Here is a 15,595-nt window from a genome sequence, read left to right as displayed (position 1 = left end):
CCGGCCCGAACCCACCACAGGAGGAAGCACTATGACGATCAAATCATGGCTCGGCTCGGCGGCACTGGCGCTCTTGGCGGGCGCATTCGCCCCGTCGGCGCAGGCGCAGCAGATCGCGATCGGCCATCTGCAGGATCTCTCAGGCGGCACGTCCGACGTCGGCACGCCCTACGGCCAGGGCGTCGCGGACACCTTCGCCTGGGTCAACAAGAACGGCGGCATCGGCGGCAAGCAGCTCGCAGTCGACAGCAACGATTATGGCTACCAGGTGCCGCGCGCGATCGCGTTGTACAAGAAGTGGTCGGCACCGGACAACAAGGTCGCGGCGATCATGGGCTGGGGCACCGCCGACACCGAGGCGCTGACCGGCTTCCTCGCCAACGACAAGATCCCGGACATGTCCGGCTCCTACGCTGCCGCGCTGACCGATCCGGAAGGCACCAGCGGCAAGGCGAAGCCGGCGCCGTACAACTTCTTCTACGGCCCGAGCTACTCGGATGCGCTGCGCGCCGAGCTGACCTGGGCGGCCGAGGACTGGAAGGCCAAGGGCAAGCCGGGCAAGCCGAAATTCGTCCACATGGGCGCCAACCACCCCTACCCCAACGCGCCGAAGGCGGCCGGCGAGGCGCTCGCCACCGAGCTCGGCTTCGAGGTGCTGCCGCCGCTGGTGTTCGCGCTGGCGCCGGGCGACTACAGCGCGCAGTGCCTGAGCCTGAAGAGCTCCGGCGCCAACTACGCCTATCTCGGCAACACCGCGGCTTCCAACATCTCGGTGATGAAGGCCTGCAAGAATGCCGGCGTCGACGTGCAGTTCCTGTCCAACGTCTGGGGCATGGACGAGAACGCCGCCAAGACCGCGGGCGCTGCCGCCGACGGCGTGATCTTCCCGCTGCGCACCTCGGTGGCCTGGGGTGGCGATGCGCCGGGCATGAAGACGGTGCAGGAGATCTCGAAGATGTCCGACCCGACCGGCAAGGTCTACCGCCCGGTGCACTACGTCGCCGCGGTCTGCTCCTCGCTCTACATGAAGGAGGCGATCGAGTGGGCTGCGAAGAACGGCGGTGCCACCGGCGAGAACGTTGCCAAGGGCTTCTATCAGAAGAAAGATTGGGTGCCGGCCGGGATGGAGGGCGTCTGCAGCCCGTCGACCTGGACGGACAAGGACCACCGCGGCACCATGAAGGTCGACCTCTATCGCGCCCGCGTGACGGGTCCGACCGATGGCGACCTCAACGACCTCATGGCCAAGGGCGTGATCAAGCTCGAGAAGGTCAAGACCATCGAGCTGCCGCGCAAGGCGGAATGGGCTGGTTGGTAAGTTGATCGGCGACGGTTGAGTGAACTCAGCAGTCGCCCCACACACGATCGTCATCCCCGCGAAAGCGGGGATCCAGTACGCCGCGGCTCATCGATCAAGCATCGGCGTCTCTGGAATACTGGGTCCCCCGCCTGCGCGGGGGACGACAGCGGTGGACAGCCACAATGACCGAAACACTCGACACTCCGCGAACCGGCGCAGCCAGCGCGACAGCAGCCCCCCTGCTCTCCGTCCGCAACATCGAGGTCGTCTATGACGACGTCATCCTGGTGCTGCGCGGGCTCAGCCTCGATGTGCCCAAGGGCGCGATCGTCGCGCTGCTCGGCGCCAATGGCGCCGGCAAGTCGACGACGCTGAAGGCGATCTCCGGCCTGTTGAAGACCGAGGACGGCGAGGTCACGCGCGGCGAGATCATGTTCGACGGCGCGCGCATCGACGGCATCGATCCGGAGAAGATCGTCCGCCGCGGCATCTTCCAGGTCATGGAGGGGCGCCGCATCGTCTCCGACATGACGTCGCTGGAGAACCTCAAGCTCGGCGCCTTCACGCGCTCCGATCGCGAGGTCGCAAGCGACATCGAGATGGTGTTCAACTATTTCCCGCGGCTGAAGGAGCGCACCGGCCTCGCCGGCTATCTCTCCGGCGGCGAGCAGCAGATGCTGGCGATCGGGCGCGCGCTGATGGCGCGGCCGAAGATGATCCTGATGGACGAGCCGTCGATGGGACTGTCGCCGCTATTGGTCAAGGAAGTGTTCGCGATCATCAAGGAGATCAACCGCGATCTCGGCGTCACCATCCTGCTGGTCGAACAGAACGCGCGCGCGGCGCTGTCGGTGGCCAGCCACGGCTACATCATGGAGCAGGGAAAGGTGGTGCTCGACGGCACCGCCGACAGCTTGCGCGACAACGAGGACGTCAAGGAATTCTACCTCGGCGGCGCCGGCGACCAGCGCAAGAGCTTCAAGAACCTGAAGAGCTTCAAACGGCGGAAGCGGTGGCTGTGAACGTCACACTCCGTCATTCCGGGGCGCGCGGCACGCGCGAACCCGGAATCTCGAGATTTCCGGGTGCGGTCCAGTGCGCCAAATGGCTTCGCCAGTTCGCGCAGCGAGCCGTCCCGGAATGACGTGCCAGGACACGAGCAATGACCACCCACTACGACGCCCTCGAAACCCGTGATCCCGCAGCCCGCGAGCAGGAGCTGTTCGGCCGCCTGCCCGACGTGCTGCGCGCGGCGACGACGGCGCCGGCGTATGCGGCGCTGCTGCAGGGCATCGATCCCGGAGAAATCACGAGCCGCGCCGCGCTGGCGCAGCTGCCGGTGCTGCGCAAGTCCGAACTGCCTGCCCTGCACAAAGCTGCCCCGCCGTTCGGCGGCTTCGTCGCGCAGGCGCCCGGCGCGTTCTCGCGCCTGTTCACATCGCCCGGACCGATCTTCGAGCCGGAGGCAGCGCACAACGATCCCTGGCGCGGCGCCCGCGCGCTGTTCGCGTCGGGCTTGCGCAGTGGCGATGTCGTGCTCAACACCTTCAGCTATCATCTGACGCCGGGCGGCTTCATCTTCGATGCCTCGGCGCGCGCGCTCGGTTGCGCTGTCATTCCGGCGGGACCAGGGAACACCGAGGCGCAGTTCGAACTGATCGAGGCCTATCGCCCGATCGGCTACAGCGGCACGCCCGACTTCCTCAAGATCCTGCTCGATGCCGCCGCCAGCGCCGGCCGCGACGTCTCCTCGCTCAAGCGCGCGCTGGTGTCTGGCGCGGCGTTCCCGCCGTCGCTGCAGGCCGAGATCAAGGCGCGCGGCATTGATGCCTATCAGGCGTTCGGCACCGCCGATCTCGGCATCATCGCCTATGAGACCGCAGCACGCGACGGCATGGTCGTCAACGAGGACCTGATCTTCGAGATCGTCCGCCCCGGCACCGGCGATCCGGTGGCGCCAGGCGATGTCGGCGAGATCGTCGTGACCTCGCTCGATCCCCACCATCCCTGGATTCGCCTCGCCCTCGGCGACCTCACCGCCGCTCTGCCCGGCATCAGCGCCTGCGGCCGCACCAACATGCGCATCAAGGGCTGGATGGGCCGCGCCGACCAGACCACCAAGATCAAGGGCATGTTCGTGCGCCCCGAGCAGGTCGCCGAGATCGGCAAGCGCCACCCGGAGCTCGGCCGCCTCAGGCTGGTCGTGACCCGCGCCGGCGAGACCGATGCGATGACGCTGAAGGCGGAATGCGCCTCGCCATCAGATGGCCTGCAGGACGCGCTCGCCGCCAGCCTGCGCAACATCACCAAGCTCGGCGGCAGCATCGAGCTGGTCGCGCCTGGCGCGCTGCCCAACGACGGCAAGGTGATCGCCGACGAGCGGTGAATTCCTCTCATTGTCCCCGTAGCGGGAAGCCCTGCACCAGCGGCATGAGCGCGGCGGCGCGCACCGCCCCCACGCAATTGTCGCATCACGCGCGCTCTCCTATACAGCCATGTCCCGTCTCTCGGAGTTCGTCCGCATGGCCTTTCCGCGCGCGTCCAAAGCCCTGTCCCGCTTCACCGTGCTCGATCTGACGCGGGTCCGCGCCGGCCCGACCTGCGCGCGGCAGTTCGCCGACTGGGGCGCCAACGTCATCAAGATCGACGCCATGATGGAGGACGGCGGCGAGGCGCTCGGCGGCCCGCGCCGCGGTTCCGACTTCCAGAACCTGCACCGCAACAAGCGCGCGATGACGCTCAATCTGAAAGATCCCAAAGGCGTCGATGTGTTCATGCGGCTGGCGAAGCAGGCCGACGTGGTCATCGAGAATTATCGCCCCGACGTGAAGACCAAGCTCGGCATCGACTACGAGGCGGTGCGCAAGGTCAATCCGCGCATCGTCTATGGCAGCATCTCCGGCTTCGGCCAGGACGGCCCCTATGCCAAGCGGCCCGGCTTCGATCAGATCGCGCAGGGCATGGGCGGGCTGATGTCGATCACCGGCGCGCCCGGGGAGGGGCCGATGCGCGCGGGCATCCCGATCGCCGATCTCTCCGCGGGCCTGTCCTGCGCGATGGGCATCCTCACCGCGCTGCTCGAGCGCGAGGTCTCCGGCGAGGGCCAGTGGGTCCAGACCTCGTTGTTGCAGGCGCAGATTTTCATGCTCGACTTCCAGGCCGCGCGCTGGCTGATGGAGAAGGAGGTCGCTCCTCAAGCCGGCAACAACCATCCGACCAGCATCCCGACAGGCGTGTTCAAGACTTCTGACGGCTACATCAACATCGCCGCCACGGGGGGACGGATCTGGGAGCGGCTGTGCCAGACGCTCGGCGCGCCCGAATGGATCGACAATCCGGACTACGCGACCGCGCCGGCGCGCTCGAAGAACCGCGATGCGCTCAACGCCGAGATCAACGCGCGCACGCTGGCAAAGACGAGCGAGCAATGGGTTGCCGAGCTCAACGCCGCCGGCGTGCCCTGCGGCCCGATTTACGCGATCGATCAGATGTTCGAGGATCCGCAAGTGAAGCATCTCGGGATGGCTCAGCAGGTCGCCAGCGACGACGGCCGTGACATCACGCTGGTGGCGCAGCCCTTCACCTTGTCGCGCACGCCGAGCCGGATGGCGGCGCGGCCGCCGGAATTCGGCGAGCAGACCGAGGAGATCCTTTCGGAATTCGGCTTCACCGACGGCGAGATCGCCGATCTCCGGCTGCATCGCGTCGTGTGAGCAAGTGCAATATGACCAAGCTGCGGCATCCCGCCGCTGTGGCCCAGATGTCACCACGTTGGAACTTCGACCTGGGCGGGATTGAGGCCAGAGCGAGACCGCGTTAACCTCTTCTCATCAGTTGATCGCGGACCCCCGGGGCCCGCGGGCTTGAGGAGTAGCGGGTCATGAGCGCATCGGAATTGAACGAGTTTCTGTCGGCGATGGATATCGTCCGCGACGTCAACGCCGCCGCTTTGAATCACGACGGCGCGCTGCCCTTCGATGAGACGATGCTGGACAACGAGTCCGACTGGTACCACATGCCGGTCGCGGAGAAGGCCAACTGAGGCTGACCTGCCTCGGGTTCGCGTCCTCGCTGACCTACATCACCTTTGCTCGAAGCCTTCGTTCCGAAAAGCCGGACGGAGGCTTTTTCCTTTCGAGGGTGACGGGATGAGCTGCGAACCCTGATCCACCGAATGCAAAAAAAAGCCCGACGCACGCGCCGGGCAAGGTGATCGTCTCGGGAGGAAACATCAGGGCGCGATGACCAAAGATCAGGCACCGCGCGTGAGCAGCACGACGTCTGCCCATGAATGAAGCCTACCACTGTGCTGCCTAAAATGCTGTCATCGCAAAGACACAACCTCTGGAGAAGCGCGGAAGCGATTCGAACAACGGTCCGTCGCTGCCGATCCGGCCTCTCGTAAACGTGTCGGCGGTGCCACAGTCCGATTACGATCTGCACTGCCGCTCAATTCACCCAAAAAGTCACAATTCCCGCCCCCGCAAATTTGCGTGCTTTGGACGACGGCCTGCGTCCGTCGATCGGCACCGGCCTGATATCGAGTCGCGCGAAGGGCTGAAGTGCTGATCCCAGGCAGATTGAAGAACGAGACGTCGGCCGATTCACTCCGACGTACTCAGTTGCGTTGGCTGACAGCGACGACAGCGCTACTCACCGTCATGCTCGCCAGCACAGTCCTCGCCCAGGCGACGAGTGGCGGCGACGGCGGCGCAGCGACTGGGAATGGCGGCACGAGTTCGGCCACTGGTTCGGGCGGCGATGGCGGTGCCGGAGCCAACATTGCGCAAGGAGGCGGCGGCGGCGGCGCGGGTGTGAACGGCGGCAACGGCGGAGGTGACAGCACGGGCCAGACCCTGGGGGGCCAAGGCGGCATCGGCGCGGGCGAGCGGGGACATGCCGGCGAAAGCGGCAGCGGGAGCACCGGCGGCGGCGGTGGCGGTGGTGGCGCTCATGGCGCGGTGGTCATCACGAACGACGTCAATTCGACAACCGTAACCGGCGGCAATGGCGGACGGGGCGGCTCGACCAGCCTCAGCTTCGGAGCCGGCGGCGGTGGCGCGGGCGGCTACGGGGTGGTCGTGGATGGCAGCGGCCTGACGTACACGAACGTTGGGGTGATCACTGCTGGTGGCGGCGGTCCCGGCGGCGTCGCCAACGGCACTGGTCGTGGAGGCGACGGCGGCGATGGTGGTTACGGCGTCTATCTGACCGGCACCAGTATCCTGGTCAATTCTGGCGCGATCTTCGGTGGCGTAGGCGGCGATGGCGGCAACACCGCCAACAGCATCCAATTCCACGCCGGTGGCGATGGCGGCAATGGCGGTGCAGGCGCGGTCTTCGCAGCCGGTGGAACCTTGATCAACTCCGGGAGCATCAGCGGTGGCGCTTCAGGAAACAAGGGCGTTGGCCCAAATGCGAACGACGGCGACTACCGTCCGGCCGGGGCCGGCGTCACCGGCGCCAATCTCACCATCATCAACAGCGGCACGATCTCGGCCGGGTTCAATACCGGCGGCGTCGCCGTGACCAGCGCCAACGCAATCACCTTCACCGGCGGCAGCAACACGCTGGAGATCTGGGCGAGCTCGATCATCAACGGCAACGTGGCCGGCACCGGCAGCGACACCTTCCGGCTCGGCGGCGCTGTGAACGGCACCTTCGACGCGTCCACGATCGGCGCCTCGGCGCAGTATCGGGGCTTCTCGAGCTTCGTGAAGACCGGCACGAGCACCTGGACGTTGACCGGCACCACCACCGCCGTCACGCCCTGGGCCATCAACCAGGGCACGCTCGCGGTCTCCTCCGACGCCAGCCTCGGCGCGGCCTCCGGCGGGCTCTCGTTCGGCGGCGGCACGTTGCAATATCTCGCGGGCTTCAGCTCCAGCCGCAACATCACGCTCAATGCTGGCGGCGGCAGCTTCGACACCAACGGCAACAACGCCACGCTCAGCGGCACGATCACCGGCAGCGGCGGACTGACCAAGCTCGGCGCGGGCACCCTGACGCTGACCGGGACGACCACTTTTGCCGGCGACACCGTCATCAGCGGCGGCACCCTGCGGACCGGTGCGTCCGGCGTTCTCTCGGTCGCCAGCAGCTACATGATCGCGAGCGGTGCGACGCTCGACATCGATGGCACGGGCCAGACCATCGGCGGACTTTGCGGCAGCGGCAGCGTCCTCCTCGGAACCAACGGGTCGCTGGCGATCGGCGACAATGGCGGCGCCACCGTGTTCTCGGGCACGATCTCGGGCAGTGGCACCTTCGTCAAGAGCGGCCCGGGCGTGATCACACTCGGCGGCACCAACACCTACACCGGGGCGACCATCGTCGATGGCGGCACGCTGCGCGCCGGCGCGGCCGGCGCCTTCGCCCCCTGGAGCTCCATCGAGGTCGACAATGGCGGCACTCTCGATCTCAACGGCTTCAATCAGACGATCGCCTCGCTGACGGGCGGCGGCGCCGTGCTGCTCGGCGCGGGCACGCTGACGTCAGGCGGCGACAACGCCAGCACGAGCTACACCGGCACGATCTCCGGCAGCGGCGGCTTCACCAAGGTCGGCACCGGCACGATGCGGTTCGACGGGCCGACCAGCTACACCGGCGCGACCACGATCGGCGCCGGCACCTTGCAGGCCGGCGCCTCCGGCGTGCTCGCCTCGGCCAGCGCGTTCATGATCGCGCCGGGTGCGACGCTCGATCTCAACGGTTTTGATCAGTCCATCGGCTCGCTCACCGGCAGCGGCAGCGTCCTGCTCGGCGCGGGCACGCTGACATCAGGCGGCAACAACGGCAGCACGACCTTCTCCGGCACGGTCTCCGGCAGCGGCGGCTTCACCAAGACCGGCAACGGCCGGATGACGCTCACTGGCACCAGCAGCTACACGGGTGCGACCATCATCAACGGCGGCGTGCTCGACGTCGAGGGCGCGATCACCAACACGTCCGGTGTGACCGTCAACGCCGGCGGCACGCTGATGGGCGCGGGCCTGGTTGATCCACCCATGACCGTCGGCATCAACGATGGCGGCACGCTGGCGCCCGGCAACGGCACCGCGGGGTCGTCGATGACCATCGTCGGCAACCTCGCCTTCCAGTCCGGCGCGTTCTATCTGGTGCAGATCGATCCGACGACGGCCTCGTTCGCCAGCGTCACCGGATCGGCCACGCTCGGCGGCGCGACCGTCAAGGCCGAGTTCGACGCCGGCGGCTACGTCGACAAGCGCTACACCATTCTGACGACGAGCGGCGGCATTACGGGCAGCTTCGGCTCGGTGGTGAAGACCAACCTGCCCTCCGGCTTCAAGACCAGCCTGAGCTACGACGCCAACAACGTCTATCTCGATCTGATCCTCGCCTTCGCCCTGCCCGGCGGGCTCAACGGCAATCAGAAAGCGGTCGGCGACACGCTCTCGGTCTTCTTCGACCGAACCGGCGACATTCCGGTCGTGTTCGGCAAGATGAATCAAGCCGGGCTGACACAGGCGTCCGGTGAGAGCGCGACCGGGAGCCAGCAGACGACGTTCAACGCGATGAGCCAGTTCGCGGGCCTGCTGACCGATCCGTTCGCACAGCGTGCTGGCGGCGGTACCGGCAGTGGCAGCGCGAGCAGCTACGCGGACCCCACGCGCAAGCGCACCGATGCCTTTGCGATGCTGACCGACGACAGGCCGGCGGACTTCGCGCAGCGCTGGAATGTCTGGGCGGCCGGCTTCGGCGGCTCACAATCGACCAGCGGCAATGCGGGCGTCGGCTCCAGCGACACCACCAGCCGCATCGCCGGCACCGCTGTCGGCGCCGATTACCGGATCGCGCCGCAGACCTTTGCAGGCTTCGCGCTCGGCGGCGGCGGCACCAACTTCAGCGTCGGCGGCCTCGGCTCCGGCCGTTCCGACCTGTTCCAAGCCGGCGCCTATCTGCATCATCATATCGGCCCGAGCTATCTCGGAGCCGCCCTGGCCTATGGCTGGCAGGACGTCACCACCGACCGTGCCGTCACCATCGCCGGCGCCGACCGGCTGCGCGCGACCTATCAGGCCCACGCCTGGACCGGCCGCATCGAGGGCGGCACCCGCTTCCTTGCGCCGGTCGGCGGCATCGGATTGACGCCGTACGCAGCGGCGCAGGTCACGAGCCTGCGGCTGCCCGGTTACGTCGAGCAAGCCGTCGCCGGGGCCTCGACGTTCGCGCTGAGCTACAACGGCAAGACGGTCGCTGATACGCGCACTGAGCTCGGCCTGCGGACTGACAAGTCCTATGCCTTGAGCGATGGCACACTCACCCTGCGCGGCCGACTCGCCTGGGCGCACGACTTCAATCCCGATCGTTCAGTCGCCGCGACCTTCCAGACGCTGCCGGGCGCGAGCTTCGTCGTGAACGGCGCAGCGCAGGCGCGCGATTCCGCGCTAGCGACCACATCGATCGAGATGAATTGGCTGAACGGCTGGAGCGCAATGGCCACATTGGAGAGCGTGCTCTCGAACGTCACGCGCTCCTATGCAGGCAAAGGGACCGTGCGCTACGCGTGGTGAGAGCTGGCGCGGCGCTCACCTCTCCCGAGGCAGTCCTTCGAGACGCCCGCCTAGGGGCGGGCTCCTCAGGACGAGGTCTGAATCCGCGGCGCGATCAAGATCCTCTCCATGAATACGCGGTCGGCGTGTTCATGGCCTCGTGTAAGGCGGCCGCTCGGTCCCTAGCCCGTCATGGTGAGGAGCGCCGCGCCCAGACCAACGAAAACGGCAACGGTCGAGCGCGGCGCGTCTCGAACCATGAGGCCCAATACGTCGCGGCCAGCTTGCCCTACGCCTCGGCCTTCGCCGCAGGCGCGCTGGACTTGCCGAAGCTCGCCACCAGCCGATCGATCAGCGGCCAGAACAGCAGCAGGATCGCCAGCGTCGTGATGGTGCCGACGAGACCGTTGGCCCAGAACACCTTCATGTTGCCGCCGGAGATGATCATCGACTGCCGGAATGCATCCTCGGCACGGCTACCGAGCACCAGCGCCAAGGTGAACGGCGCCAGCGGGATCTTGATCTTCTTGAAGACATAGCCGACGACGCCGAAGCCGAGCATCAGCCACACGTCGAACATCGCGTTCTGGATGGCGTAGGCGCCGATCGCGCAGGACACCACGATCATCGGCGCCACCGCAGCGAACGGCACGCGCAGGATCGAGGCGAAGATCGGCACGGTCGAGAGCACCAGCACGAGGCCGACGACATTGCCGAGATACATCGAGGCGATCAGGCCCCAGACGAAGTCCTTGTGCTCCACGAACAGCAGCGGGCCGGGATTGAGGCCCCACACCATCAGGCCGCCGAGCAGGATCGCCGCGGTACCCGAGCCGGGAATGCCGAGCGCCAGCATCGGCAACAGCGCCGCGGTGCCCGAGGCATGCGCTGCGGTCTCGGGTGCGAACACGCCCTCGATACGGCCCTTGCCAAAACTGTCCTGGTTCTTGGAGAAGCGCTTGGCGAGGTTGTAGCCCATGAAGGAGGCCGCAATCGCGCCGCCCGGCGTGATGCCGAGCCAGCAGCCGATCACTGAGGAACGCAGCAGCGTCATCCAGTATTTCGGCAGATCCTTCCAGACGGCGAGCACCGTGCGCAAGGAGATCGCGGCGGCGTGACCGCGCAGCGCCAGGCGTTCCTCCATCGTCAGCAGGATCTCGCTGATGCCGAACAGGCCGATGACCGCGACCAGGAAGTTGATGCCGCGCAACAGATCGGTCGAGCCAAAGGTCATCCGCAACTGACCGGACACGGTGTCCATCCCGACGCCGGCAAGCAGCAGACCGAGCGCCATCGCAATGACCGTCTTGTGCTTGTCCTCGCGTCCCAGGCCCACGAACGAGCAAAAGGTCAGGAGATACACGGCGAAGAATTCAGGCGGACCGAACTTCAGCGCAAACGACGAGATCCAGGGTGCCAGGAAGGTGATCAGCATCACCGCGACCAGCGAGCCGATGAACGACGAGGTGAAGGCGGCGGTCAGCGCTTCCGCTGCTTTGCCCTGCTGCGCCATGGGATAGCCGTCGAAAGTGGTCGCCACCGACCACGCCTCGCCGGGAATGTTGAACAGGATCGAGGTGATGGCGCCGCCGAACAGCGCGCCCCAGTAGATGCAGGACAGCATCACGATGGCCGAGGTCGGGTCCATCGAGAAGGTCAGCGGCAGCAGGATGGCGACGCCGTTGGGGCCGCCCAGCCCGGGCAGCACGCCGACGAAGACGCCGAGCACCAGCCCGACCATCATCAAGAGCAGCGTCTTCCAGGTCAGGAGGACCGCGAACCCGTGCAGCAGCAGACCCAAGGCTTCCATGATTTCAATCCAACTGTTACCGCGTCATTGCGAGCGCAGCGAAGCGATCCAGAGTAGAGTGCGCAGCCCTGGATCGCTTCGTCGCTTCGCTCCTCGCAATGACGGGGGATAGACCGGTGTTTAGTACCCGAACGCCGCTTCGAGCGGCCCCTTCGGCATGATCACGTCGAACACGACATCGAACGTCACGAACATCACGGCGCTGAACAGGAACGCCGTGAGCAGCGATTTCCAGATCGCGATCTTGCCGACGAGGCGCATGAACCCGGCGATGAGCAGGAAGCTCGCGACATAGATGCCGAGGAACTGCATCGCGATGCAGAACAACAAGGTCGGCACGAACACGGCCATCACGCGGCGCAGTTGCGCGCGCGTCACGAAGGTCTCGACTGCTTCCTTGCTCGACAGGAAGGCGGCGCCGATCCCGTAAAGGCTGGCGCCGCCGAGGATCACCGACAGATAGAACGGAAAGTAGCCGGGCTCCGGACCGGTCGAGTCCCAGGACGCACCGGTCCGCCAATTGTCCCAGGCGAGCACGACCGCGAGCGCGAGCAGCAGCAGCGACACCGCGACGTCGACGGTCCCGGTAGAGGTGACGGCCGGAGAATTCTCCTCCGGCGCGGTCGGATCGTCGACGGCAATCTCGAGCTCAGCGTTGGACATCGATCCTCCTCATCCCCTCGCCCCGTCCAGCCTTACTTGGCGACGAAGCCCGCTTCCGTCATCAGCTGCTTGTTGAGCGAGCCATCCTCTTCGAGGAACTGCAGCATGTCCTTGCCAGTGAGGAAGATCGGCTTCAGCGCCTGCTTCTCCATGTAGTCCTTGTACTCCGATGTCTGCACCAGCTTGCTGAACAGGTCGATGTAGAACTCCTGCTGTTCCTGCGTCACCTTGCCCGGCAGGAACATGCCGCGCAGCATCAGGTACTGCACGTCGAGCCCCTGCTCCTTGCAGGTCGGAATGTCGTTCCAGGACTGCGTTTCGGTGACCTTCGTCGTGTAGGAGATGCGCTCCTTGTCGAATACGCACAGCGGACGCACCTGGCCGGCGCGCCAGACTTCGAGATTTTCCGACGGATTGTTGACGTTGGATTCGGTGTGACCGCCGACCAGCTGGGTCGCGGCCTCGCCCCCCGACTTGTAAGGCAGATAGGAGAACTTGGCGCCGGTCTTCTTCTCCATGAAGACGGTCAGCACGTGGTCCTCTCGCTTGGAGCCGGTACCGCCCATCTTGAACGGCGAGGCCGACGCCTTGGCGGCATCGATGAACTCCTTCACCGTCTTTGGGCCGTTGACGTTGTCCCACAGCACGAACTGGTCGAGTGCGATCACCGCAACCGGCGACAGCTCGTGCCAGTCGAACGGCAGCTTGGCCGACAGCGGCAGCATGTAGATCAGCGAATAGGCGATCAGGATCTTGTTCGGATCGCCGTCGCTGGACTTCATGTACATCAGGGCTTCGGCGCCCGACGCGCCGCCCTTCAGCGACACGACAACCGGCTGCTTCAGAAGATTGTTCTTCTGAATGGCAGCCTGCATCATCCGCGCCATCTGGTCGGATGCACCGCCGGCGCCCGCGGCGACGACGATCTCGACCGGCTTGGTCGGCTCCCAGCCGGCAAAGGCCGGAGCGCTTGTGAAAATGGCCGCCGTCGCGGCCGCGATCTTGATCAGTTTGCGCACGTGTTTTCTTCCCCGTTCGAAACGCCAGCTTGCATCCTACCAGGATACTGCTGGCTTATTGTGGTCAGTTCAAGAACACAAGCACGATGCGGCCTCATGTTCCTCGGCATAAGGTCGCAAGCACGGCATCGGACTACTTGCCTTTCCAGTTCGGCGTCCGCTTGTTGAGGAACGCCTCCATGCCCTCGCGGAAATCCTCACTCATATAGGCGCGCAGGATCAAATCCTCGCCCTCGTCCCGCGACAGGGTCCGGCGGATGCGGCGCACCGCCTCCTTGGTCACCTCGAGGGTGATCGGCGCGTGCGAGGCGATGAGCTTCGCGGTCTCCAGCGCGCGTGTCTGCAGCGTCTCGACGTCGGGCACGATCTCGTTGAGCAGACCGAGCGCCAGCGCCTCGGGCGCCTCGACCAGCCGCGCCCTGAAGATGAGATCCTTGGTGCGCGCAGGCCCAATCAGCGAGACCACGCGCGAAATGTTCGACATCGACAGGCAGTTGCCGAGCGTACGCGCGATCGGAAAACCGATGCGCGTGGTCTCTGTGCCGATACGGATGTCGCAGCAGGCGGCGATGCCGGCGCCGCCGCCGGTGCAGGCGCCCGCGATCGCCGCAATCACCGGCACACGGCACAGTTCCAGCGTGCCGAGCACGCGGTCGATCCGCGCCTCATAGTCGAGCGCATCCTGCGCGGTCTTGAAGGCGCGGAACTGTGAAATGTCGGTGCCCGAAGCGAAGGCCTTGTCGCCGGCCCCGGTCAGGATCAGCGCCTTGATCGACCGATCGCCATTGATGGCCTCGCAGATCGAGGCCATCTGGTCGTACATCGCGAACGTCATCGCGTTGCGCGCCTGCGGCCGGTTGAAGGTGATCTTGGCGATGCCGTCGTCGACGGCATAGATGAGATCGTCGGAGCCGGTCACAGGCGCGGTCATCAGGCCACCTTCGGAATCGGCGCGGCCTCGCGCGCCTTGAGAACATCCATCGCCGCAAGCACGCCCCCGGCACGATGCGGCACGTTGGCGAGCGCCAGGCCCATCTCGACGCCGGAGAGCGTGCCCATCAGCATCAGGTCGTTGAAATGACCGATATGGCCGATGCGGAAGACCTTGCCCTTGATCTTGTTGAGGCCGGTGCCGAGCGACATGTCGAAGTTTTCCAGCACCGTCTTGCGGAACTGATCGGCATCATGGGCGTCGGGCATGACGACGCCGGTTAGCGCCGGCGAATGCGCCTGCGGATCGGCGCATTGCGTGTCGAGGCCCCACGCCTTCACAGCGGCGCGCGTCGCAAGGCTGTGGCGGCGGTGGCGGGCGAACACATTCTCGTGGCCCTCCTCCTCCAGCATCTTCAGCGCCTCGTTGAGGCCCATCAGCAGATTGCAGGCCGGCGTATAGGGAAAGGTGCCGAGCTTGTTGAAGGTGATGATCTCCTGCCAGTCCCAGTAGGAGCGCATGCCGGGATTGGCCTTGGCGGCGGCGAGCGCCTTCTCCGAGACGGCGTTGAAGCCGAGGCCCGGCGGCAGCATCAGGCCCTTCTGCGAGCCCGCGACGGAGACGTCGATGCCCCACGCGTCGTGCTCATACTCCATCGAGCCGAGGCCGGAGATGGTGTCGACCATCAGGAGCGCCGGGTGGCCGGACCGGTCGAGGGCCTTGCGCACCTCGAGCGGCGGCGTCAGGCAGCCGGTCGAGGTCTCATTGTGCACGACGCAAACGGCCTTGATCTTGTGCGCCTTGTCGTCGACCAGACGCTGCTCGATCGCCGCGATGTCGGCGCCATGACGCCAGTCGCCGGGGATGAAGTCGACGTCGAGCTTGAACTTGTCGGCGATGCCCCGCCACAGCACAGCGAACTGGCCGGTCTCAACCATCAGCACCTTGTCGCCGGGCGCGAGCGTGTTGACGATCGCGGCTTCCCACGCGCCGGTTCCCGACGACGGATAGATGATCACCGGCTGCTTGGTGCGGAAGATGCGCTGGCTGGCCGCCAGCACCGCGAAGCCGAGCTCGGCGAACTCAGGACCGCGATGGTCCAAGGTCGGCATGTCCATCGCGCGCAGCACGCGGTCGGGTACGTTGGTCGGCCCCGGAATCTGAAGAAAATGCCGTCCCGTGTGCACAGTCATTGGCGTCCATCCCCGGTCATTTGGTTGGTGCGCGGACGTGGCATGCCACGCGCTCGCCGCGCTTTTCTCCCGCCAGACCGCTGGCGTCAATAAAGAAGACGCAAGCACCGATCGCTCCGGGCTGACATCCCTCAGATGCACACAAATCCCCTTCTTCTGTGCAGTG

At 66.1% G+C, this 15,595-nt stretch carries 11 protein-coding genes; 6 read left to right on the top strand and 5 right to left on the bottom strand.

The features are described from left to right. The first annotated feature begins 31 nt into the window (after positions 1-31). The 6 genes from QX010_RS14215 (at position 32) to QX010_RS14190 (ending at position 9,834) form a co-directional block, all read left to right on the top strand. Positions 32-1,318, top strand: coding sequence for an ABC transporter substrate-binding protein (locus tag QX010_RS14215; protein WP_315803559.1), 1,287 nt, complete (start codon positions 32-34; stop codon positions 1,316-1,318). Between the two features lie 164 nt (positions 1,319-1,482). Next, positions 1,483-2,322, top strand: a complete 840-nt coding sequence (locus tag QX010_RS14210) for an ABC transporter ATP-binding protein (RefSeq protein WP_316180084.1) — start codon at positions 1,483-1,485, stop codon at positions 2,320-2,322. A gap of 140 nt (positions 2,323-2,462) precedes the next feature. After that, entirely contained in the window at positions 2,463-3,686 is a 1,224-nt protein-coding gene (locus QX010_RS14205; protein WP_316180082.1) for a phenylacetate--CoA ligase family protein, read from the top strand. A gap of 136 nt (positions 3,687-3,822) precedes the next feature. Next, positions 3,823-5,013 (top strand): CaiB/BaiF CoA-transferase family protein, encoded by a 1,191-nt coding sequence (locus tag QX010_RS14200; RefSeq protein WP_316180080.1) that lies wholly within the window; start codon positions 3,823-3,825, stop codon positions 5,011-5,013. 167 nt (positions 5,014-5,180) lie between these two features. Continuing rightward, positions 5,181-5,342: a hypothetical protein gene (locus QX010_RS14195; RefSeq protein ID WP_315803563.1), complete on the top strand. Its 162-nt coding sequence runs from the start codon at positions 5,181-5,183 to the stop codon at positions 5,340-5,342. Between the two features lie 580 nt (positions 5,343-5,922). Further along, positions 5,923-9,834: an autotransporter domain-containing protein gene (locus tag QX010_RS14190; protein ID WP_316180078.1), complete on the top strand. Its 3,912-nt coding sequence runs from the start codon at positions 5,923-5,925 to the stop codon at positions 9,832-9,834. Positions 9,835-10,102: 268 nt separating this feature from the next. On the opposite strand, the gene QX010_RS14185 is transcribed toward QX010_RS14190, so the two are convergent. The 5 genes from QX010_RS14185 to QX010_RS14165 form a co-directional block, all read right to left on the bottom strand. Continuing rightward, positions 10,103-11,623, bottom strand: a complete 1,521-nt coding sequence (locus QX010_RS14185; protein WP_316180076.1) for a tripartite tricarboxylate transporter permease — start codon at positions 11,621-11,623, stop codon at positions 10,103-10,105. Positions 11,624-11,743: 120 nt separating this feature from the next. Continuing rightward, entirely contained in the window at positions 11,744-12,286 is a 543-nt protein-coding gene (locus QX010_RS14180) for a tripartite tricarboxylate transporter TctB family protein (protein ID WP_315803566.1), read from the bottom strand. Positions 12,287-12,318: 32 nt separating this feature from the next. Next, positions 12,319-13,305 carry a Bug family tripartite tricarboxylate transporter substrate binding protein gene (locus QX010_RS14175; protein ID WP_316180073.1) on the bottom strand — a complete coding sequence of 329 codons (987 nt, stop codon included), beginning with the start codon at positions 13,303-13,305 and terminating at the stop codon, positions 12,319-12,321. Positions 13,306-13,438: 133 nt separating this feature from the next. Continuing rightward, positions 13,439-14,236, bottom strand: a complete 798-nt coding sequence (locus tag QX010_RS14170) for an enoyl-CoA hydratase/isomerase family protein (RefSeq protein ID WP_316180071.1) — start codon at positions 14,234-14,236, stop codon at positions 13,439-13,441. Continuing rightward, positions 14,236-15,429 (bottom strand): pyridoxal-phosphate-dependent aminotransferase family protein, encoded by a 1,194-nt coding sequence (locus QX010_RS14165; protein WP_316180069.1) that lies wholly within the window; start codon positions 15,427-15,429, stop codon positions 14,236-14,238. The genes QX010_RS14170 and QX010_RS14165 overlap by 1 nt, the downstream gene beginning before the upstream one ends. Between the last annotated feature and the right edge of the window lie 166 nt (positions 15,430-15,595).

It is taken from the genome of Bradyrhizobium sp. SZCCHNRI1009 (genome assembly GCF_032487575.1).
GTDB lineage: Bacteria > Pseudomonadota > Alphaproteobacteria > Rhizobiales > Xanthobacteraceae > Bradyrhizobium.
Note: the sequence above shows the minus strand (reverse complement) of the source record. Positions and strands in the feature narration are given on the sequence as shown.